Source organism: Paraburkholderia sp. NPDC080076, from assembly GCF_050281145.1.
In the GTDB taxonomy this organism is placed as follows: Bacteria; Pseudomonadota; Gammaproteobacteria; order Burkholderiales; family Burkholderiaceae; genus Paraburkholderia.
Genome location: NZ_JBNNWQ010000015.1, coordinates 157,851 through 180,178 on the forward strand (window position 1 = coordinate 157,851; position 22,328 = coordinate 180,178).

The 22,328-nt window shown below is 62.8% G+C and carries 17 protein-coding genes and 1 rRNA gene; 2 read left to right on the forward strand and 16 right to left on the reverse strand.

Translation table 11 applies throughout. The features are described 5' to 3' along the window. Positions 1–3 precede the first annotated feature (3 nt). The 13 genes from ACQKRQ_RS38570 to coq7 form a co-directional block, all read right to left on the reverse strand. Positions 4–945 (reverse strand): D-alanine--D-alanine ligase, encoded by a 942-nt coding sequence (locus ACQKRQ_RS38570; RefSeq protein ID WP_427482942.1) that lies wholly within the window; start codon positions 943–945, stop codon positions 4–6. A 5-nt stretch (positions 946–950) separates the two neighbouring features. After that, positions 951–2,354 carry a UDP-N-acetylmuramate--L-alanine ligase gene (gene murC / locus ACQKRQ_RS38575; RefSeq protein WP_408318529.1) on the reverse strand — a complete coding sequence of 468 codons (1,404 nt, stop codon included), beginning with the start codon at positions 2,352–2,354 and terminating at the stop codon, positions 951–953. Continuing rightward, a complete protein-coding gene (gene murG / locus ACQKRQ_RS38580; RefSeq protein ID WP_408318527.1) occupies positions 2,351–3,469 on the reverse strand; it encodes an undecaprenyldiphospho-muramoylpentapeptide beta-N-acetylglucosaminyltransferase in 1,119 nt (372 codons plus the stop codon). Before murG ends, murC begins: the two co-directional genes overlap by 4 nt. Beyond that, the gene (gene ftsW, locus ACQKRQ_RS38585; protein WP_132372922.1) at positions 3,466–4,740 is read right to left on the reverse strand and encodes a putative lipid II flippase FtsW; all 1,275 of its coding nucleotides are present in this window, start codon (positions 4,738–4,740) and stop codon (positions 3,466–3,468) included. The genes murG and ftsW overlap by 4 nt, the downstream gene beginning before the upstream one ends. Then, positions 4,737–6,251, reverse strand: a complete 1,515-nt coding sequence (gene murD / locus ACQKRQ_RS38590) for a UDP-N-acetylmuramoyl-L-alanine--D-glutamate ligase (RefSeq protein ID WP_342960637.1) — start codon at positions 6,249–6,251, stop codon at positions 4,737–4,739. The genes ftsW and murD overlap by 4 nt, the downstream gene beginning before the upstream one ends. 23 nt (positions 6,252–6,274) lie before the next feature. Beyond that, entirely contained in the window at positions 6,275–7,444 is a 1,170-nt protein-coding gene (gene mraY, locus ACQKRQ_RS38595; RefSeq protein ID WP_095418165.1) for a phospho-N-acetylmuramoyl-pentapeptide-transferase, read from the reverse strand. A 17-nt stretch (positions 7,445–7,461) separates the two neighbouring features. After that, positions 7,462–8,874, reverse strand: a complete 1,413-nt coding sequence (locus tag ACQKRQ_RS38600; RefSeq protein ID WP_427482945.1) for a UDP-N-acetylmuramoyl-tripeptide--D-alanyl-D-alanine ligase — start codon at positions 8,872–8,874, stop codon at positions 7,462–7,464. Next, a complete protein-coding gene (locus ACQKRQ_RS38605; RefSeq protein ID WP_427482947.1) occupies positions 8,871–10,418 on the reverse strand; it encodes a UDP-N-acetylmuramoyl-L-alanyl-D-glutamate--2,6-diaminopimelate ligase in 1,548 nt (515 codons plus the stop codon). Before ACQKRQ_RS38605 ends, ACQKRQ_RS38600 begins: the two co-directional genes overlap by 4 nt. Beyond that, the gene (locus tag ACQKRQ_RS38610; RefSeq protein WP_427482948.1) at positions 10,415–12,280 is read right to left on the reverse strand and encodes a peptidoglycan D,D-transpeptidase FtsI family protein; all 1,866 of its coding nucleotides are present in this window, start codon (positions 12,278–12,280) and stop codon (positions 10,415–10,417) included. Before ACQKRQ_RS38610 ends, ACQKRQ_RS38605 begins: the two co-directional genes overlap by 4 nt. Further along, a complete protein-coding gene (gene ftsL / locus ACQKRQ_RS38615) occupies positions 12,277–12,627 on the reverse strand; it encodes a cell division protein FtsL (RefSeq protein WP_132372912.1) in 351 nt (116 codons plus the stop codon). Before ftsL ends, ACQKRQ_RS38610 begins: the two co-directional genes overlap by 4 nt. Continuing rightward, the gene (gene rsmH, locus ACQKRQ_RS38620; protein ID WP_132372910.1) at positions 12,624–13,577 is read right to left on the reverse strand and encodes a 16S rRNA (cytosine(1402)-N(4))-methyltransferase RsmH; all 954 of its coding nucleotides are present in this window, start codon (positions 13,575–13,577) and stop codon (positions 12,624–12,626) included. The genes ftsL and rsmH overlap by 4 nt, the downstream gene beginning before the upstream one ends. Before the next feature lie 15 nt (positions 13,578–13,592). After that, entirely contained in the window at positions 13,593–14,021 is a 429-nt protein-coding gene (mraZ, locus tag ACQKRQ_RS38625) for a division/cell wall cluster transcriptional repressor MraZ (RefSeq protein WP_012434430.1), read from the reverse strand. Between the two features lie 409 nt (positions 14,022–14,430). After that, positions 14,431–15,069 (reverse strand): 2-polyprenyl-3-methyl-6-methoxy-1,4-benzoquinone monooxygenase, encoded by a 639-nt coding sequence (gene coq7, locus ACQKRQ_RS38630; protein WP_132372908.1) that lies wholly within the window; start codon positions 15,067–15,069, stop codon positions 14,431–14,433. A gap of 303 nt (positions 15,070–15,372) precedes the next feature. Between coq7 and ACQKRQ_RS38635 the strand changes: the two genes are divergently transcribed. Then, the gene (locus tag ACQKRQ_RS38635; protein ID WP_132372906.1) at positions 15,373–16,542 is read left to right on the forward strand and encodes a porin; all 1,170 of its coding nucleotides are present in this window, start codon (positions 15,373–15,375) and stop codon (positions 16,540–16,542) included. 182 nt (positions 16,543–16,724) lie between these two features. Here the strand turns inward: ACQKRQ_RS38635 and ACQKRQ_RS38640 are convergent, their stop codons facing one another. Further along, the gene (locus ACQKRQ_RS38640; protein ID WP_408180843.1) at positions 16,725–18,398 is read right to left on the reverse strand and encodes a long-chain fatty acid--CoA ligase; all 1,674 of its coding nucleotides are present in this window, start codon (positions 18,396–18,398) and stop codon (positions 16,725–16,727) included. 146 nt (positions 18,399–18,544) lie between these two features. Next, positions 18,545–20,623: a molybdopterin-containing oxidoreductase family protein gene (locus ACQKRQ_RS38645; RefSeq protein WP_427482953.1), complete on the reverse strand. Its 2,079-nt coding sequence runs from the start codon at positions 20,621–20,623 to the stop codon at positions 18,545–18,547. A 187-nt stretch (positions 20,624–20,810) separates the two neighbouring features. Between ACQKRQ_RS38645 and ACQKRQ_RS38650 the strand changes: the two genes are divergently transcribed. Next, a complete protein-coding gene (locus ACQKRQ_RS38650) occupies positions 20,811–22,007 on the forward strand; it encodes a M20 aminoacylase family protein (RefSeq protein ID WP_132372902.1) in 1,197 nt (398 codons plus the stop codon). A gap of 230 nt (positions 22,008–22,237) precedes the next feature. On the opposite strand, the gene rrf is transcribed toward ACQKRQ_RS38650, so the two are convergent. Beyond that, positions 22,238–22,328, reverse strand: a 5S ribosomal RNA gene (rrf, locus tag ACQKRQ_RS38655); the annotation flags it as partial.

Below are 22,328 nucleotides of genomic sequence, written 5' to 3' on the forward strand. Positions count from 1 at the left end.
CGGTTAGTCCTGCAGCGTCAGCGCCAATACGCCGACAACCAGTTCCTGATAGCTGATGCCCACCGCGCGCGCCGCTTTCGGCGGCAGCGAGTGATCGGTCATGCCAGGCGCCGTGTTCACTTCGAGGAAATACGGGTTGCCGTCGGCGTCGAGCATGAAATCCGCGCGGCCCCAGTCGGTGCAACCGAGCACGTCGAAGGCACGGCGCGCCAGCACTTTCAGGCGCGCTTCCTCGTCCGCCGCCAGACCGCACGGGATCAGGTACTGCGTGTCGTTCGCGATGTACTTCGCGTGATAGTCGTAAAACTCGCCGGCCGGCACGATGCGAATCACCGGCAAGTCGAGATTGCCGGCGATGCACGCGGTGTATTCGCCGCCGCCTTCAATGCTCTTTTCGACCACCACGATCTTGTCGTACTTGACCGCTTCGATCAGCGCGGCAGGCAGTGCGTCGGCGCTCTTGACCTTGATCACCGCGACGCTCGAACCCTCGCTCGCCGGCTTCACGAAGAGCGGCAAGCCGAGCTTCGCGACGATATCTTTCGAACGCGCTGCGTAGTCGTCGCCGCGCAGCACCGCTTCGAACGGCGGCGTCGGAATGCCGAGTTGCTGCCACACGAGCTTGGTGCGGAACTTGTCCAGACCGAGCGCCGAGCCGAGCACGCCGCTACCCGTGTACTTGATGCCGTAAAAGTCGAGCGCGCCCTGGATCTGGCCGTTCTCGCCATAGCCGCCATGCAGCGCGTTGAACGCGCGCACAAAGCCTTCTTCCTTCAATGCGGCGAGCGGACGCTCGGTCGGATCGAACGGATGCGCGTCCACGCCGGCGTCGCGCAGACCTTGCAGCACCAGGCGGCCGGAGTTGAGCGATACCTCGCGCTCGGCGGAGTTCCCACCGAGTAGCACTGCCACTTTGCCGAATTGTTTCGGGTCGATACTGCTCATTTCGCTCACACCTTCGTTTCCTGCGCGAGGCGACCCGGCACACCGCCGATCGAACCCGCGCCCATCGTGATCACCACATCGCCGTCGCGCACCACTGCTGAGAGCGCGTCCGGCACTTCATCCACCGTATCGACAAACACCGGCTCGACCTTGCCCGCCACACGCAGCGCACGCGCCAAGGCGCGGCCGTCCGCGGCGACGATCGGCGCTTCACCGGCCGAATAGACTTCGGTCAGCACGAGCGCGTCGACGGTCGACAGCACTTTCACAAAATCCTCGAAGCAATCACGCGTACGCGTGAAGCGGTGCGGCTGGAACGCCAGCACCAGACGCCGGCCCGGAAATGCGCCGCGCGCCGCCGCCACCGTGGCCGCCATTTCGACCGGGTGATGACCGTAGTCGTCGACCAGCGTGTAGGCGCCGCTCGCTTTGCCTTCGCTTACGACAGGCACTTCGCCGTAGCGCTGGAAGCGTCGGCCCACGCCGTTGAAATCCGCCAGCGCTCGCTGGATATCGGCATCTTTCACTTCAAGTTCAGTCGCAATTGCAATTGCGGCCAAAGCGTTCTGCACGTTGTGCTCGCCCGGCAGGTTCAAAACGATGTCGATCGGCGCCGCGTCTTCGCGCATGGCGGTGAAATGCATCTTGCCGTCGCGCGCCTGTACGTTGACCGCGCGCACCTGCGCATCCGGCGCGAAGCCGTAGCGGATGATCGGCTTCGACACGAACGGCAGAATTTCCTTCACGTTCGGATCGTCGACGCACAGCACCGCGATACCGTAAAACGGCAGACGGTGCGTGAATTCGATGAACGCCTGCTTGAGCCGCGCGAAGTCATGGCCGTAGGTGTCCATGTGATCGGCGTCGATGTTCGTGATGACTTCGATCACCGGGAACAGATTCAGGAACGACGCATCCGACTCGTCGGCTTCCGCGACGATGAAGTCGCCTGTGCCGAGCCGCGCATTCGCGCCCGCGCTGATCAGCCGGCCGCCGATCACGAAGGTCGGATCGAGACCGCCCGCCGCGAGCACGCTCGCCACCAGCGAAGTGGTCGTGGTCTTGCCGTGCGTGCCGGCAATTGCGATGCCCTGCTTCAGGCGCATCAGTTCCGCGAGCATCACCGCGCGCGGCACGATCGGAATGCGGCGATGACGCGCGGCCAGCACTTCCGGATTGTCGCTGCGCACCGCCGTGGAGACGACCACCGCGTTCGCGCCTTCGATGTTCTCCGCCGCGTGACCGATCGCGATCCGCGCACCGAGTGCGGCGAGGCGATCCGTGATCGCGTTGCTCGTGAGATCCGAGCCGCTCACCTGATAGCCGAGGTTGACCAGCACCTCCGCGATGCCGCTCATGCCGACACCACCGATGCCGACAAAGTGAATATGTTTGACGATGTGTTTCATTGCTTTCCTTCTGGGCTCGCGCCCGAAATCGAACCCGCCACGGTCGCGCAAATCTGCGCGACCTGTTCCGTGGCGTCGGGTTTCGCGAGCGAGCGCGAACGCTCCGCCATCTCCGCGAGGGTTTCTCGCGTCTGGCTGCGCAACCAGTCAGCGAGGGTTTCCGCCGACAGATCGCGTTGCTGCACGACCAGCGCCGCGCCGTTGTCGGCGAGGAACGCTGCATTAGTGGTTTGGTGATCGTCTACTGCATACGGGAACGGCACGAAGAACGCCGCCACGCCTACTGCTGAAATCTCGGACACCGTCATCGCGCCGGACCGGCAAATCACCAGGTCCGCGTTCGCGTAGGCGCTCGTCATGTCGTCGATGAACGGTACGAGTTCGACGCCGGCGCCCGCTTGCAAACCGGCTGCCGCGTAGTTCTCGCGCAGCGCCTCGATGTGCTTCGCGCCCGCCTGATGCACGATGCGCGGCCGTTCGTTCGGCGCGAGCAACGCCACCGCGCGCGGCACAACTTCATTCAATGCCGTCGCGCCCAGACTGCCGCCCACGACCAGCACATTCAACGGACCGCTGCGTTGCGCGTAGCGTGTTTTGGGTGCAATTGCGCGCGCAAGTTCCTCACGAATCGGATTTCCCGTCCATTCGCCGTGCGGCAATGCATTCGGGAACGCAACCAGCACACGCTTGGCAACTTTCGCGAGCACCTTGTTCGCGAGACCGGCAATCGAATTCTGTTCATGCAGCACCAGCGGACGGCCGCTCAATGCGGTCATCAAGCCGGCCGGAAACGTGATGTAGCCGCCCATGCCGAGCACGACGTCCGGCTTCACGCGACGCAGCACGGAGAGGCTTTGCGTGCAGGCACGCAGCAGATTCAGCGGCAGCATCAGCTTGGTTTTCATGCCCTTGCCGCGCAGTCCGCCGAAGCGCACGTATTCCATTGGGATGCCGTGCTTCGGCACCAGCGTCGCTTCCATGCCCGCGGGATTGCCGAGCCATACGACCTTCCAGCCCCACGCCTGCATCAGATGAGCGACCGCGAGCCCAGGGAACACGTGTCCCCCGGTGCCTCCGGCCATCACCATCAGCGTGCGTTGCGGCAGAGCGGTCATACTTTCCCTCCGCGCATCAACACCCGGTTCTCGTAATCGACGCGCATCAACACCGCAACCGCGACGCAGTTCAGCACAATGCCCGAGCCGCCATAACTGACGAGCGGCAACGTGAGACCCTTGGTCGGCAGCAAGCCGAGGTTCACGCCCATGTTGATGAAGGTCTGCGCGCCGAACCAGATGCCGACGCCCTTCGCGACCAGGCCCGCGAACGTGCGATCGAGTGCGAGCGCCTGACGGCCGATCTCGAACGAGCGGCGCACGATCCAGTAGAACATCAGGATCACCACCAGCACGCCGATAAAACCCAGTTCCTCGCCGATCACCGCGAGGATGAAGTCGGTATGCGCTTCCGGCAGATAGTTGAGCTTCTCGACGCTGCCGCCGAGGCCCACGCCGAACCACTCGCCGCGGCCGAACGCGATCAGCGAGTGCGTCAATTGATAAGCCTTGCCCTGCGCGTAACGGTCGTCCCACGGATCGAGATACGCGAAAATCCGTTCACGACGCCACGGCGACGCCCACACCAGCAAACTGAATGTGCCGACCGCGGTTGCCACCAGGCCGCCGAACAGCTTGCCGTTCACGCCGCCGAGAAACAGCACGCCCATCGCGATCGCCGCGATCACCATGAACGCGCCCATGTCCGGTTCGAGCAGCAGCAACGCGCCGACGAGACCCACCGCCACCGCCATCGGCAAAAAGCCTTTGGCGAAGCTGTGCATGTATTCCTGCTTGCGCACCGTGTAGTTCGCCGCGTAAATCGTCACGGCGAGCTTCATGATTTCCGACGGCTGCATGTTCGTGATGCCGAGCGGAATCCAGCGGCGCGCGCCGTTCACGCCCTTGCCGACGTGCGGAATCAGCACGATCACCAGCGCGACCAGCGAAATCAGAAACAGCTTCGGCGCGTACTTGTCCCACGTCGCGATCGGAATGCGGAACGACACGACGCCGATCACCGAGCCCATCACCACGAAGATGATCTGGCGCACGAGAAACGCGTAGTCGCGATAGGACGCGTACTTCGGCGAATCGGGCATGGCGATCGACGCCGAATACACCATCACGACGCCGAGACCGAGCAGCGCGACGACCACCCACAGCAGCGAGTGATCGTAGTCGAGCATGCGCGAGCGCAACGGACGCACGCCGTTGACGGCGCTTGCGAGCCCACTGCCGCCCGTGCGGCCGACGCGAGCCGCACCGCCCGAACCACCCGCGTCGCCGGCGGCGGCTTGACGCGAACCGAAACGTTCCGACCAGCTCATATCATCGTCCCCCGTTCGGCCGCGATGTCTTCCACCGTGCTGCGGAATACCGCGGCGCGGTGCGCGTAACCCTTGAACATGTCGAAGCTCGCGCAAGCCGGCGACAACAACACGGCGTCGCCCGGCTCCGCGAGCGCGGTTGCGGCGCGCGTGGCTTCTTCGAGCGTGGCGTGATCCGTCATGGCGATGCCGGTGTCTTCCAGCGCGGCGCGGATCTGCGGCGCGTCGCGGCCGATCAGCATCACCGCGCGGCACCAGCGCATGACCGGCGCGGCGAGCGGTTCGAAATCCTGGCCCTTGCCGTCGCCGCCGGCGATCAGCACGATGCGCTGCGCAAGGCCGTCGAGCGCGGCCACCGTCGCGCCGACATTGGTGCCCTTGCTGTCGTCCACATAGTCGATACCGTCGATCGACGCGATTAATTCCACGCGATGCGGCTCGCCGTGATATTCGCGCAGGCCGTGCAGAAGCGGCGCGCCCGGCAGGCCGATCGCGCGCGCGAGTGCATAAGCGGCGAGCGCATTGGCGGCGTTGTGCAGACCGCGAATACGCAAGGCGTCCGCGGGCATCAGGCGTTTTAGCGCGATGTTCGGCGGCGTCACCACTTCGTTCTTGCGACGGCGCTTCGGCACCGGTTCGTCGCTCGCGTCGCGATCGTGCGCCTCTACGAGCCAGATCATGCCGTTGTCGCGCAGCAGACCGTAGTCGCCGTCGTTCTTCGGCTCGGTGACGCCGAATGTGACCATCTCGGCTTCGCTGTCTTCCGAAGGCGCGAGCTTCATGACGCGCGAGTCATCGCGATTCAGCACGCGCACGGTCTGTGCACCAAAGATGCGGCCCTTCGCGGTGGCATACGCGTCGAGACCGCCGTGCCAGTCCAGGTGATCCTGGGTGATGTTCAGCACGACTGCCGCATCCGGCGTAAACGTATGCGCGGTTTCCAACTGGAAGCTCGACAGCTCCAGCACCCACACGTCGGGCAATGCGGTGTTGTCGATCGCTTCCGAGAGTTTGTCGAGCAGCGCCGGGCTGATGTTGCCGGCCACCGCGACCTTCTTGCCGGCGCGTTCGCACAGCAGGCCGGTCAGGCTCGTGGTCGTGGTCTTGCCGTTGGTGCCGGTAATCGCGATCACCTTCGGCGCGTAGCCGCTTTCGCCGAGCGTCTTCAACGCCTGCGAGAAGAGTTCGAGTTCGCCCCACACGGGGATGCCCTGTTCGCGCGCAGCCGAGATCAGCGGCAACAGGTCAGCAGCCAGCGGCGACAAACCGGGGCTGATGGCGACGAGTTCTACGCCTTCGAGCAGCGCCGTCGAAAACGGGCCACCAACGAATGCGGCGTCGATGCCGTGCGCTTCCAGCGCGGGCAGGTTCGGCGGCACTTCACGCGTATCGGCCACACGCAGTCGACAGCCGTGCCGCGCGCACCAGCGCGCCATGGCGAGACCGGATTCACCCAGTCCCAGCACGAGCACCATCGGCTTTTGCCGATCCCGAAACTTCTCGCCGAACATCGCCTGCTTCCCCTAAAACCTGCTTAACGCAACTTGAGCGTGGACAAACCAAAGAGACACAACATCAACGTGATGATCCAGAAGCGCACGACCACCTGCGTTTCCTTCCACCCCGACAATTCGAAATGGTGATGCAGCGGCGCCATCTTGAAGAGACGCCGCCCTTCGCCGAAACGGCGCTTGGTGAATTTGAACCACGTCACTTGCAACATCACGGAGAGCGTCTCCGCGACGAAAATGCCGCCCATGATGAAGAGCACGATTTCCTGGCGCACGATCACCGCCACCGTGCCGAGCGCGCCGCCGAGCGCGAGCGCGCCGACGTCGCCCATGAACATCTGCGCCGGATGCGTGTTGAACCAGAGGAACGCGAGCCCTGCCCCGCCCATCGCCGAACAGAAGATCAGCAGTTCGCCCGCGCCGGCGATATGCGGAAACAACAGATACTTCGAGTAGACCGAGCTGCCCATCACATACGCGAACACACCGAGCGACGCGCCGACCAGCACGACCGGCATGATCACGAGACCGTCGAGGCCGTCGGTGAGGTTGACCGCGTTGCTCGCGCCGACGATCACCAGATACGTCAGCACGATGAAGCCCCACACGCCGAGCGGATAGCTGATCGATTTGACGAACGGCAGCATCAGGTCGGCGCGCGCCGGCAGGCCCATCGAGAGGCCGCTGCGCACCCACGCCATGAACAGGTCGAACACGCGCACATTGCTCGCTTCGGACACACTGAACGCGAGATACACGGCTGCGAACAGACCGATCACCGACTGCCAGAAATACTTTTCGCGCGACGACATGCCGCGCGGATCCTTGTAGACCACCTTGCGGTAATCGTCGACCCAGCCGATCACACCGAAACCGAACGTGACGAGCATTACGATCCAGATGAAGCGATTGGTCAGATCGGCCCACAACAGCGTGGCCACGGCAATGCCGAGCAGAATCAGCACGCCGCCCATGGTCGGCGTGCCGGATTTGACGAGGTGAGTTTGCGGACCGTCTTTACGAACGGCCTGACCGACCTTCATGGCGGTCAGCTTGCGAATCACCGCCGGGCCGCAGACGAGCCCGATCAGCAGCGCGGTGATGGTCGCCATCACCGCACGGAAAGTCAGATAACTGAACACGCGCAAGAAGCTTGCGTCATTCTGCAGCCATTGCGCCAGCGCCAGTAGCATGCTTCGGTCCTTCTATTTCAATGTGCTGCGGGCGTACTGCCCGCAGCGTTGGGTTGTGGACTCGTTACGGCGTCCACCACGCGCTCCATCTGCATGAAGCGCGAGCCTTTCACGAGAAGCGTTGCGGCAGGACCGAAACCGGCCTGCTGCAATTGCGCGACCAGCGTGCCGATATCGGCGACGTGATGCGCGTTGGCGCCGTACGCGGTGCAAGCGTCGCGCGAGGCGTCGCCCATGGCGTACAGCGCGTCGATACCGCGTTCCTTGGCGTAAGCTCCGATTTCGCGGTGAAACGCCGGACCGTTGTCGCCGACTTCGCCCATGTCGCCCATCACCAGCACGCGCGGCGCGGCGCGTGAGGCGAGCACGTCGATCGCGGCGCGCATCGAATCGGGGTTGGCGTTGTAGGTGTCGTCGATCACGGTGGCGCCGGCGAGCGTGCCGAGCACGGCCTGCTTCACCTGCAAGCGGCCTTTCACGGCGCCGAACGATTCGAGACCGCGCTTGATCGCGTCGAGCGAAACGCCCGCGGCCAAAGCGGCCGATGTTGCGGCCAGCGCGTTGTGCGCATTGTGCTCGCCGAGCACTTTCAGCGTGACTTCGACTTGCCCTTCAGGCGTGGCGATGCTCAAGACGTTGCCGTCAAACGTGCCTTTTACCGCGGCTTCAGTCGTGCGCTCGGCGGAGTTCAGCGCGAAGTCCATGATGCGGCTGCCGGTGGCGGCCACGCGCCAGATGCTCGCGTAGGCGTCGTCGGCGGGGAATACGGCCACGCCTTCCGGCGACAGCGCGTGAATCACGCTGGCGTGTTCGAGCGCGACGGCTTCGACCGTCGCCATGAATTCCTGATGCTCGCGCTGCGCGTTGTTCACCACCGCGACCGTCGGCTCGGCGATTTTCGCGAGCTCCGAGGTTTCGCCCGGATGGTTCATGCCGAGTTCGACTACCGCCAGTTGGTGCGCGGCGTGCAAACGGAACAAGGTGAGCGGCAAGCCGATGTCGTTGTTGAAGTTGCCCGCGGTGGCCAGACGCGCGTCGGCGCCGACCGCGGCGGCGAAGATCGACGCGATCATTTCCTTGACCGTGGTCTTGCCGTTGCTGCCCGTCACGGCGACGAGCGGCATGCTGAACTTGCGACGCCAACCGCGTGCGAGCGCGCCCAGACCCACGCGCGTGTCGGTGACTTTCAGCGCGGGAACATTCCAGTCTAGCGGCATGCGCGAGACCAGCACGGCGCTCACGTTGCGCGCGGCGACGTCCGGCAGGAAGTCGTGCGCGTCGAACCGGTCGCCCTTGATCGCGACAAACAGATCGCCCGGTCCGGCGCTGCGGCTGTCGGTGGAAACGCGATCGAACGTGACGCCGTCGTCACCCAGCACGCTTGCGCCCGTGATCAAAGCGGCGGCTTCACGCAGCGAGAACATGCTCATTCGCCACCTCCGCGTGCTTGCGTCGCGCGCGCGGCCAGCGCGAGGCGAGCGTGGTCCTGATCGGAGAAAGCGCGTTTCTTGCCCATGATTTCCTGTGTTGCTTCGTGCCCCTTGCCGGCCAGCACGATGACGTCTTCGCGCGCGGCGCTGCGGATCGCTTGCAGGATCGCGCTCGCGCGGTCCTCGATACGGCGCGCCTTCGAGGCGTCTTTCATGCCCGCCGCGATCTGCTCGATGATCGATTGCGGATCTTCGCTGCGCGGGTTGTCGCTGGTCACCACGACGCCGTCGGCGATCTTCTCGGCGATCGCGCCCATCAGCGGACGCTTGGTCGCGTCGCGGTCGCCGCCGCAGCCGAACATGCAGATCAGTTCGCCGCCGCGCGCGGTTGCCATCGGGCGCAGCGCTTCGAGCGTCTTTTCCAGTGCGTCCGGCGTGTGCGCGTAATCGATCACGACGAGCGGCTCGTCGTTCTGCAAGCGGCCGCCCAGACGCTGCATGCGGCCGTTCACCGACTCGAGCTTCGCCAGTTCGGCCAGCGCGGCGTCGAACGGCACGTCGGCGGCGAGCAATGCGCCCAGCACGCCGAGCAGATTGCTCACGTTGAACGCGCCGAGCGTTTGCACTTCGACGTCGGCATAGCCCCAGTCGGAAGTGCTCAAATGGAATGCGGTGCCCGTTGCCGTTGCGCGCACATTCGAGGCGAGCAGCAACGCGTCGGCTTGCGGCGCGTCTTGCAGCGTGTCGTCTAGCCCATAAGCGATCGTGCGTGCACGGCCTTGCGTGCTGGCGAGCAAACGACGGCCCGCCGCATCGTCGCGGTTGATCACGGCCGCGCGTAGTTCCGGCCAGGCGAACAGACGCGCCTTGGCGGCTTCGTAGGCTTCGAACGTGTGGTGATAGTCGAGATGGTCCTGCGTGAGATTCGTGAACACGGCGATGTCGAACGCCGTGCCGTTCACGCGCCCCTGATGCAGCGCGTGCGACGACACTTCCATCGCCACCGCCTGCGCGCCCGCATCGCGCAAGTGCGCGAGACTGCGTTGCAGTTGCGGTGCGTCGGGCGTGGTGAAGCCGGTGTGCACGAGGTGGCCCGGCAAACCGGTGCCGAGCGTGCCGATGATCGCGCAGCGCGTGCCGAGCGCAGTCAGCGCCGCCGAGATCCACTGGCTGCACGAGGTCTTGCCGTTCGTGCCGGTGATACCGACCGTCAGCATGCCGTCGCTCGGATCGTTGTACCAGCCGCTCGCGATCGAACCCGCGAGTTCGTTCAACGCCGGCACTGCCAGCGTGTTCGACGGATCGATCGCGCCGCTGAAGCCTTCAGGCTGAACCAGCACGGCGGCGGCGCCGCGTTCGATCGCGCCGTCAATGAACGGGCGGTTGTCAGCGCCGTCCACCGCATAGGCGAAAAACGCGTCGCCGGCCGCGAGCGAGCGCGTGTCGGCGTGCAGATGCGCGTTTGGTTGCACCCGGGCGTGCAACCAGGCGAGGGCGTCGGCGATCTGCCGCTGCGCGGGATGCTTCTGCCGCAACATGCTCATCGCACGACTCCCGGATGGCTTTTCGCGTTCGCGGAAATCGTCATCTTCTTCGCGCCGGCGCTGGTGGAGAGCTTCTTGACCGTGGCAGGCGTAGCGGGCGCGGTCGGTGCGGCCGGGGCCGAATCGTCGGACACCACCATTTGCTTGACCGGCATGTCCGGCGGCACATTCAACGAGCGCAGCGTATCGCCGACGATGCTCGAAAACACCGGGCCCGACACCTGACCGCCGAAGTGGCTGCCCGCCGTCGGTTCGTCGACCGAGACGGCCACGACGATGCGCGGGTTCGGCATCGGCGCCATGCCCACGAACGAAGCGCGATATTTGGAGTGGTCGTAGCCGTGCGCGCCGTGCTTGTATGCCGTACCGCTCTTGCCGCCGACGCGATAGCCGGGCACTGCCGCATCCGGCGACGTGCCGCCCGGCGCCGTGACGGTTTCGAGCATGGCGCGCACCTGGCGAGCGGTGGTCGGCGCGAAGATCTGCGGACCGGTGGCCGGCTGATCGCCAGGCGTGCGGAAAATCGACACCGGCATGATCTCGCCGTCATGCGCGATCGCGGTGTAAGCGCGGCCCAACTGGAACAGCGACACCGACAGGCCATAGCCATACGACATGGTCGCCTGTTCGATGCGGCGCCAGCTCTTCCACGGACGCAAACGGCCCGCCGCCGCGCCCGGGAAACCGACCTTCGGCGCCTGGCCGAGACCGATGCTGGTGTACATGTTCCACATCTCTTCGGGCTTGAGCTGCATGGCGATCTTCGTCGCGCCGATGTTGCTCGACTTCTGGATCACGCCGCCCACCGTCAGCACGCCGAACGCGCTGTCGTCGGTAATCGGCGCACCGTCAAGCACGAAGCGGCCGCCGCCTGTATCAACCAGTGTAGTCGGCGTGACGCGGTGCAGATCGAGCGCGAGCGAGACCGTGAACGGCTTCATGATCGAGCCGGGCTCGAACGTGTCGGTCAGGATGCGGTTGCGCAACTGGTCGCCGGTCAGGTGTGAACGGTCGTTCGGGTTGTACGTCGGGTAATTGACGAGCGCCAGCACTTCACCGGTGCGCACGTCGATTACCATCGCCGCGCCGGCCTTCGCCTTGAATTTCTCGACTGCCGCCTTCAGGTTCGTATAGGCGATGTACTGAATCTTGCTGTCGATCGAGAGATCCACGTCCTGGCCGTTGTGTGGCACGACCTGCTCGTCCACGTCCTCGATGATGTGGCCCATACGGTCCTTGATCACGCGGCGGCTGCCCGACATGCCGGCGAGCAGCTTCTGGTCGCCGAGTTCGACGCCTTCCTGGCCTTCGTCTTCCACATTGGTGAAGCCGATCAGGTGAGCCGTGATCTCGCCTTCCGGATAGAAGCGCTTGTACTCGTCGCGCGCGTAGATGCCGGGGATGTCCAGCGCGGTGACTCTCGCGGCCACGTCCACCGGCACCTGGCGCTTCACGTAGACGAAGTTCTTGTCTTCCGAGAGCTTGGCGCGCAGTTCCTTGTTGGTCATGCCGAGCAGCTTGCCGAGCGAAGTCAGCTTGTCCGCGCCGAGGTCGTCCGGCACCGATTCGGGAATCGCCCAGATCGCGCGCACCGGCAGACTCGTGGCGAGCACGAGACCGTTGCGGTCGAGAATCTTGCCGCGCGTGGCCGGCAGTTCGAGCCGGCGCTGATAGCGGATTTCACCCTGCTTCTGATAGAACGCGTTGCCCGGGCCCTGGATCCAGAACGCGCGCGCGGTGAGCGCGACGAACGCCATGAACAGCAGGAACACGACGAGTTTCGAACGCCACATCGGCAGGCGCACCGACAGGATCGGATTGGCCGAGAAAGCTACGCTCTTGCGAGCCGATGATTTTTTCATCGCACGCCTCCGCGACGGGTCGCCGCCGGCGCCGATGCCGGGCCGGAAGTCGGAATCGGTGCGTCTTCGGCCTTCACCGCGCCCGGATCGAGCGTGAGGTACTGGGTGCGGCCGGTGGTGACCGATTGCATCTTCAGGGAATCAGTGGCGATATTCTCGATGCGCGACGTTTTCGACAGCGCACTCTGCTGATATTGAAGTTGCGAATAATCCTGCTGCAGCTGACGCTCCTGCGATTGAGCGCGCTGCAACTGGATGAAGATCTGACGCTGCTGATTGGTAGCGTTGACGACAGACAAGGCGCAGCCCATCACGATGATCAGCAGGAAGATATTGAGGCGGTTCATGGTGCGATCCGCTCCGCCACACGCATCACGGCAGAACGGGCGCGCGGGTTCGCGGCGACTTCAGCGTCGCTCGCGAACACACGGCCGATGATTTTGAGTGGAGGGCTCGGCAGATCGACTGCGCGAATCGGCAGACGGCGATCCACCGCAGGCGTACTCGCGTGCGCCTGCATGAATCGCTTGACGATCCGGTCCTCGAGCGAATGAAAGCTGATGACCACCAGCCGCCCCCCTTGCTCCAACAGCGACAACGCTGCTTCTAAAACGACTTGCAGCTCCGCAAGCTCTTGATTGATGTGAATCCGTATAGCTTGAAAGGTGCGGGTTGCCGGATCCTTGCCCTTCTCACGGGTTTTGACGACGTTAGCCACGATTTGGGCAAGCTCGCCCGTGCTGACGAGAGGCCCAAGACGGTCGGACTCTGCCCGGCGAGCAACAAGCGCCTTTGCAATCTGAAAAGCAAACCGTTCTTCCCCATAATCTCGTATCACCTCCGTCAATTCCTGCACCGTGGCCCGCGCCAGCCAGTCAGCCGCGGATTCGCCGCGCGTCGGGTCCATCCGCATGTCGAGCGGGCCGTCGGCGCGGAAGCTGAAGCCCCGCTCCGGATCGTCGACTTGCGGCGACGACACGCCCAGATCCAGCAAAACACCCGACACCCGTCCTACGCCGCGCTCCGCAATCGCGGTGCGCAGTGAAGCAAAACTCTCGTGCACGATGCCAAAGCGCGGATCGGCAATCTGCTGCGCCGTGGCGATGGCGAGCGGGTCTTTGTCGAAAGCGATCAGACGCCCCGACTCAGCCAGCTTCTCCAGCACCAGGCGGCTATGACCGCCGCGCCCGAACGTGCCGTCCACATACACGCCGTCCGCGCGTGTGACCAGCGCTTGAACCGCTTCTTCCAACAGCACCGTGCGATGCTGCAATTCGTTTCCCATCGCAGGTGCCATATATGTAAACCGCGATCAGAACGTGAAATCTTTTAACGCGTCGGGCATGCCCTCGGCCATTGCCGCCTGTTCCTTCGCGGCGTATGTTTGTGCATCCCACAACTCGAAGTGACGACCCATGCCGAGCAAGGTCACTTCTTTTTCCAGCCCACCAGCCGTGCGCAATTCCGGCGACACGAGCACGCGCCCTGCGCCGTCCATTTCAACGTCCATTGCGTTGCCGAGAAAAATGCGCTTCCACCAGGTCGCGTTCATAGGCAGCTTGTCGACCTTGTCGCGAAAGATCTCCCACTCCGGGCGCGGAAAGAGCAACAGGCAGCCGTCCGGGTGCTTGGTGATCGTCACCCGGCCCTCTGCCTGTGTCTGCAGCGCATCCCGATATCGAGAGGGAATAGACATCCGCCCTTTCGCATCGAGCGTCAGCGCCGACGCCCCTTGGAACACTTCGCTCTCCCCTGCGGCGCTTTTGCGCCGGCTACCCGATCCGTGAAAATCTACCCGAAACCGTTTGTGAGATCACACAAAAATACACTTTCTCACACTGTCTCCCACTTTAGAGGAACGCTAAACAGGGGTCAAGGGAGATGCGTGCTTTTCCGGCGAATTTTGTTTGTTAGAACAAGGACTTAGCGCGACTCCTTCACGTCAGGCATAAAACGGAAAACCGTTATAAATGAATGAGCTAGTGCAACTTGTGAAGGTGTTACGTGAAAAGTGCGGGGGAAAGGCGTGGAATGAAAGAGATCGTTAAGCGGGATCGGCAGGTGTGGGATGGCGTTTCCGGGTACTTCGGGCGGACGGCGCGCGAGGCACCGTCCCACTTTCGAGAGGTGCGTGAACGGCGGACTTTGACTTATATGTAATAGGCGGTGCGCGTCATGACTTTCGACACGGCGCGCATCAATGCGCGCGCGGGAAACGGCAGTTCGAGCCCGCCGGCCTCCATCGCCGCCTTGCCATGTTCTGCTTCGTCCACGCGCATCTGTTCGACGATCGCACGCGACTCGTGGTCGGCGGCCGGCAACTCGTCCAGATGACTGTCGAGATGCTGCTCCACCTGGCGCTCGGTTTCGGCCATAAAGCCGAGGCTGACGCGGTCGCCCATACGCCCTGCCGCGAGGCCGATTGCGAGCGCGCCGGTGTACCAGAGCGGATTCAACAGACTGGGACGCGAGTCGAGCGCTTCGAGACGTTTGGAAGTCCACGCGAGATGATCTTCTTCCTCGATCGCGGCGCGATTGAACACAGCCCGCAAGGAAGGCGATTTGGTTGCGAGTTTCTGAGCCTGATAGAGCGCCTGGGCGCAAACCTCGCCGACGTGGTTCACGCGCATCAATCCAGCCGCGTGCGCACGCTCCGCCGGTGAGAGTTCGGGCGCCGGTTCCGTCACCGTAGATTCTTGCGGAACCGGCAACGGACGACTCATCCGCGACACGCCGGTCATTGAGCGTAAACCCCGATCAAACTCGCTAATCAACTCGTCCAGAAACATTCAGCACTCCCTCATTCGACAGCCGCCTCACCGATCCGCCAAGGCCGCTCAACAAGGCTTTGCGGCGCAAATCCGGCTTCACGGAAACCTTCAAACCGCATGACTCGAGCGGCCAATCTCCGATTCTAGACCATGTTGCGTAAACGAAACAGGAGCGTTCCCGCCCCGCTCCTTTTTCTTTGTGCCATGTATGCCTTTTGTTACATTACGTGCAACTTCTCGCGAAGTTGGACAAGCAAGGCCTCAACGCTAGATAAATATTCCGCCTTGTACAAAAGATTCGTAATCCTTGGAGATCATTCGATGAAAAAGTCGCTTCTCGCTCTCGCAGCACTGGGCGCATTCGCAGGCGTCGCACATGCTCAGAGCAGCGTGACCCTGTACGGTATCATTGACGAAGGCTTCAACATCAACACCAACTCGGGTGGCAAGCACCTGTACAACCTGTCCAGCGGCGTTCTGCAAGGTTCGCGTTTCGGCCTGCGCGGCACGGAAGATCTGGGCGGCGGTCTGAAGGCAATCTTCGTGTTGGAAAACGGCTTTGACGTGAACAACGGCAAGCTGGGTCAAGGCGGCCTGATGTTCGGTCGTCAAGCTTACGTCGGCCTGTCGAGCCAGTTCGGTACGGTCACGCTGGGTCGTCAGTACGACTCCGTCGTCGACTACGTCGGTCCGCTGGAAGCAGGCGACCAGTGGGGCGGCTACATCGCTGCTCACCCGGGCGACATCGACAACTTCAACAACGCGTACCGCACCAACAACACGGTCAAGTACACGAGCGCAAACTACGGCGGCCTGACGTTCGGCGGCACGTACAGCTTCGGCGGCATCGCCGGCAACGTCACGTCGAACCAGATCTGGTCGTTGGGCGCTGGCTACAACAACGGTCCCCTCGTCTTGGGCGTTGGTTACTTGAACGCACGCAGCCCGGCAGCTTCGGGTGGCCTGTTCAACAACGGCGGCACGGCTGCAGCACCGGCTGCTGCTGTGACGTCGCCGGTCTACGCTGGCTTCTCGTCGGCTAACACGTACCAGGTGATCGGTGCAGGCGGCGCATACACGTTCGGCGCAGCAACGGTTGGCCTGACGTACTCGAACATCCGCTTCGGCAACCTCGGCGCTTCGTTCGCATCGCCGTTCAAGGGCCAGTCGGCTACGTTCAACAACGCGGAAGTCAACTTCAAGTATCAGTTGACCCCGGCGTTGCTGGTCGGCGCAGCGTATGACTACACGCGCGGCGCAGAAATCAACGGCAATTCGCGCGCTCAGTACCACCAAGGCGCGATTGGCGTGGACTACTTCCTGTCCAAGCGTACCGACGTATACGTGACGGGTGTGTACCAACACGCTCTGGGCGACACGGTCACCGCTGGTGGCGCTGTGGTCGACGCAACGGCAGGCATCAACGGCCTGACCGGTTCGTCGAACCAGAACCAGTTCACGGCTCGCGTCGGTATCCGTCACAAGTTCTAATAAGTCGTAAAAAAGCAGTTTGCCTCAAAGGCGCCTTCGGGCGCCTTTTTTTATGGCGCGCGCTGTCGGCGGGTTTTCGCGGTGGCCGAAAAGAAAAGGCCCGGCAGACTTTCGTCTGCTGGGCCTTTTTCGCTTACTCGCTACTTCGTGACGGCTTCGTCCGTGATCAGCGTGTGATCCGCCTATGCCCGCCCGTCGCGCAACTCGCGGCGCAGAATCTTGCCGACGTTGCTCTTCGGCAGTTCAGTGCGGAATTCGACGATTTTCGGCCGCTTGTACCCGGTCAGCTGCTGCTTGCAGTACGCGAAGATGTCGGCATCGGTGAGCGCCTGGTCCTTCTTCACGACGAACAGCTTTACGGCTTCGCCCGAATGCTGGTCCGGCACGCCCACCGCCGCGACTTCGAACACGCCCGGGAGCTTGGCGACCACGTCTTCGATTTCATTCGGATAGACGTTGAAACCGGACACCAGAATCATGTCCTTCTTACGGTCGACGATCTTGACGAAACCGCCGTCGTTCATGAAGCCGACATCGCCTGATTTGAAGAAGCCGTCCGGCGTCATCACTTTCGCGGTTTCGTCGGGACGGTTCCAGTAGCCCGCCATCACCTGCGGGCCGCGGATGCAAATTTCGCCCGGCTGGCCGAGCGGCACTTCGTTGCCTTCGTCGTCACGAATCGAGATTTCTGTCGACGGCAACGGCAAGCCGATCGTCCCGCTGTATTCGGTGACGGTGACCGGATTACAGGTCACGCACGGCGACGTTTCCGACAACCCGTATCCTTCGATGATCGGCGTATGCGTCTGCTCGTACCAGCGCTTGGCGACGGCTTCCTGCACCGCCATACCGCCGCCGTTCGCGGCGATCAGCTTCGAAAAATCGAGCTTGTGGAAATCCGGGCTATTCAACAACGCGTTGTACAGCGTGTTGACGGCGGGAATCGTCGTGATCGGATAGCCTTCCAGCGCTTTGATCATGCCGGGAATGTCACGCGGATTCGGAATGAGCACGCCGAGGCCGCCGGTACGGATTGTCAGCAGTCCGCACACGGTCAGCGCGAACACGTGATACAGCGGCAACGCGACGACGGTGACGAACTGATCGAGATCCGTGCGATTTGCGCGAACCGGATCGAGCCAAATCTCCGACTGCAGCACATTGGCGATCAGGTTCCGATGCAGCAGCGTCGCGCCCTTGGCCACGCCCGTCGTTCCACCGGTGTACTGCAAAAAAGCGACGTCTTCAGGTCCTTGCTGGACCGGCTTGAAATTCTGGCGCGCGCCTTCCGCGATCGCGGTGTTGAATTTGACGTGCCCCGGCAGACTCCAGGCCGGCACCATCTTCTTCACCTTGCGCACGACGAAATTCACCAGCGTGCCCTTGATCCCCATCAGGTCGCCCATTGCGGCCACGACGACATGCTTGATCGAGGTGTTGCGTACGATCGCCTGCAGCGTGACCGCAAAGTTCTCGAGCAGAATGATCGCTTCGGCGCCGCTGTCCTTGAGCTGATGCTCGAGCTCGCGCGGGGTATAAAGCGGGTTCACGTTCACGACCACATAGCCCGCGCGCAAAATGGCTGCAATCGCCACCGGATACTGCAGCACGTTCGGCATCATGATCGCGATGCGCGCGCCGCGAACAAGGCCCTTGGACTGAAACCACGCAGCGAGCTTGCGCGAAAGCGCGTCGAGCTCGCCGTAGCTGATCTCCTTGCCCATGCAGACGAATGCCGGTTTGGCGCGGTGGTCGCGGAAGGCTTCTTCGAGCAGTTCTCCCACCGACGAATAGCGGCTCGGGTCGATCTCTGCGGGAACGCCGGGCGGATAAGATTTCAGCCAGATTTTGTCCATGCAGCGTCTCCTCCTTTATTTTCGAATGGTCGTGCTAAAAACGCATCGTAGCATGGGCACCCCGTTGCTATTCGCGAAAAGCGGCTTGGTTAGACTGCAGCCTCGAACCCGTGAAAGACGAGCGTTGCGGGATGCTTGAGCGGGTTTCAGACGCGCTCGACTTCGACCAGGCAGTCGTAGAAAGTTGCCGATCCGCCCAGGTCGGTGAGCGCCTGGCTGGTGAGTTGATTGGCGTTGCGGCCGTCGGGCGCGAGCTTCTTCCACCAGATCGACAGGCCGACGACGAGCCCTTCGCGTGCTTTATCGGTGACGCGTACGCGCGCCTGCATCGAACCGCGGTCGTTGAAGATGCGCACCTGATCGCCGTCGACGATGTCGCGTACTTGTGCGTCGGCCGGATGCATGTCGAGATGCGGCTCCCCTTCCGTCGAACGCAGACTTTCGATGTTCACGAAGGTGCTGTTCAGGAAGTTGCGGGCCGGCGGCGAGATCATGGCAAGCGGGTAGCGGGCGGCGAGTTCCGGTGCGCCGTCGGCGGATTCGTAAGGCGGCAGATAGTCCGGGAGCGGGTCGAGTCCCTGCTGCGCGAGGCGCACGCTGTAGAACTCGCATTTGCCGGACGGCGTTCGGAAACCGCCTTCGGCGAAAGGCGCGTCGGGCAGATTCAGCGGGGCCCAGCCACTTTGCTTCAACGTCTGCCAGTCCACACCTTCGAGCGTCTTGTCTTCCCAGCGGAACGCGGCCTGCGCGACGGTCTCGTCGCTCTCGAACAGCGCCGGTTCGTCGAGTCCCATATGGCGCGCAAATCCGCGAAAAATCTCTGTGTTCGGGAGTGCGTCGCCGACGGGTGCGATTGCCGGCAGGTTGACCATCACGTGCGTATGACCGTACGACTTGTGGACGTCGAGGTGTTCCAGTTGGGTCGTCGCAGGCAGGAGCAGATCGGCGTAGTCGGCGGTGTCGGTCTGGAAATGCTCTAGCACGATGGTGAACAGATCTTCACGCGCGAAACCCGCGGCGACTCGCTCGGAATCCGGTGCGACCGCCACGGGATTCGAGTTATAAACGACGATCGCTTCGACTTTAGGGCCGAACGTGGCGTCGCCCTGGTGCAGCAACGCGTCGCCGATCGCATTCATATTGATGACACGGCTTACTTTCGACGGCCACCCGGGCATCAGGTCCGGACGCTGCAACGCATGCGAGTCGACCGGGGCCCAACTGCCCGAAGACAGCAGCACGCCACCCGCTCTCTCGCGCCATGCACCCGTCAACGACGGCAGGCAAGCGATGGCACGCACGGCATTGCCGCCGCCACGCACCCGTTGCAGGCCGTAGTTCATGCGGATCGCAGCCTTTTTCGTGCCACCGTAAAGTCGCGCAAGATCGACGATAACGTGCTCATCAACGCCGCAAATTTCGGCGACACGCGACGGCGGATAGCTGAGCGCGCGGGCCTTCAGCTTTTCAAAACCTAGTGTATGGGCCTCGATGTACGCGTGATCGAGCAGATTTTCCGTGATCAACACATTCATCATGCCGAGCGCCAAGGCGCCGTCGGTGCCGGGTTTCAGAGCAATATGCTGATGGCATTTTTCGGCGGTCAGCGAGCGGTACGGATCGATCGCGATCAGCCGTGCGCCGCGGCGTTTGGCGTGTTGGGCACGCGTCCAGAAATGCAGGTTCGACGCGATGGGATTGGAGCCCCAGATGAGGATGACTTCGCTCTCGTCGAAAAACTCGGTGAGCATGCCAATGTTCGCGCCATAGGTGTACTTCAACCCGGCGGCGCCCGCGGCCGCGCAGATCGTACGGTCCAGTTGCGATGCGCCAAGCTTGTGAAAAAATCGCTGCGCAATGCTGTCGCCCTGAATCAAGCCCATCGTGCCGGCATAGCTGTAGGGGACGATCGCTTCCGGCGCGCGGCGCGCAATCTCCGAAAGCCGCCGGGCAGCGAGCTGGAACGCCTCGTCCCAGCTGATCGGCTCAAAGCGGCCCTCGCCTTTACGGCCGACGCGCTTCATCGGCATCGTCAATCTTTGTGGATGATGCACACGCTCCGCATAGCGGCTGACCTTCGTGCACAGCGCGCCTTGCGTCGGCGGATGCTCGGGATCAGCGACGACCTTGATCGCGCGCCCGGCCTCGACCGTCACATGCATCGCACAGGTGTCGGGGCAGTCATGCGGGCATACGGCGCGGGCGAGTTCAGTCGGAGCATTCATCGGCGATCCGTTCAATGGGGCGGTGAGCGGTGGAGCAATGCGGGATTCTATTACGGCAATTGCTGCTTGGCCTGCGTGGTGCCGCCAAAAAGGCCTTCGGCGTAGAATCGGTTATTACCGTGCCCGGGCCAATGGGGCCCCGAGCGATTCCACGCAAGCCAAAGCACAGACGCGTCACCACTACATCATGAAACTGATCCCCGAAATTCAAGCCGCTCACGGCGAAATTCAGACCCTTCGACGAACCATCCACGCCCACCCAGAACTGCGTTACGAAGAAACGGCGACGGCCGATCTGGTGGCACGAACCCTCGAGTCCTGGGGTATCGAAACTCATCGTGGGTTGGGCAAAACCGGCGTCGTCGGCGTATTGAAACGCGGCAATGGTTCGCGCTCCATTGGCCTACGGGCCGACATGGATGCGCTGCCGATACAGGAGATGAACAGCTTCGACCATCGGTCGAAAAACGACGGCAAGATGCACGCGTGCGGCCATGACGGACATACGGCGATGCTTCTCGGTGCCGCGCGGCACCTGGTCAAACACGGCGAATTTGATGGCACGATCGTGTTCATTTTCCAGCCCGCCGAAGAAGGGGGCGCTGGTGCGCAGGCCATGATCGACGACGGCTTGTTCGTGAAATTTCCGGTCGATGCGGTGTTCGGCATCCATAACTGGCCGGGCATGCCGGCGGGACAGTTCGGCGTGACCGAAGGTCCGATCATGGCGTCGAGCAACGAATTTCACATTGAAATCAAGGGCGTGGGTTCGCACGCCGCGCTACCGCACAACGGCCGCGATCCCGTCTTCACTGCGGTGCAGATTGCGAACGGACTGCAGAGCATCATCACGCGGAACAAGAAGCCGCTCGACACAGCAGTGTTGTCGATCACCCAGATTCACGCCGGCGACGCAGTCAATGTCGTTCCGAACAACGCGTGGATCGCCGGCACGGTGCGGACGTTTACGACCGATACGCTTGATCTGATCGAAGCGCGCATGCGCAAAATCGCGGAGAGCACGGCCGAAGCCTACGATTGCTCGGTCGATATTCAGTTCCACCGAAACTACCCGCCGACGATCAACAGCAGCGAAGAAGCACGCTTTGCGGCGACAGTGATGAAGGAAATCGTCGGTGCGGAAAATGTCGACGACGCCGTTGAACCGACGATGGGTGCAGAGGACTTCTCTTTCATGTTGCTTGCCAAACCAGGCTGCTACGCGTTTTTGGGTAATGGCGACGGCGGGCACCGTGATTCAGGCCATGGCGCAGGTCCGTGCATGCTGCATAACGCGAGCTATGACTTCAACGACGAACTGCTGCCGATCGGCTCGACGTACTGGGTACGGCTGGCTCAGCGGTTTCTCGCGCAAGACAAATAGAATTCGCCCGAGGAGGCTGGCGGCGGTGATTGGTTCGTCGCCCCTGTTGTTTCGTCGCGCTGGGAATGAGTGATGTTTCTTGGCGCTTGCACGCTCGCTCGAGCGCGAACGCGCTGCGGATGGGGAGGGATTGAGGGCGGTTTTCCCGTTCGTTCTTTGGGCGTTTTTCCGTCGTCGTAAACGCAGAAACCCCACCTTTTTGGGGTGGGGTTTCTGTTTGCTGCAAGGGAGCCTGACGATTACCTACTTTCACACGGGTAATCCGCACTATCATCGGCGTGGAGTCGTTTCACGGTCCTGTTCGGGATGGGAAGGGGTGGG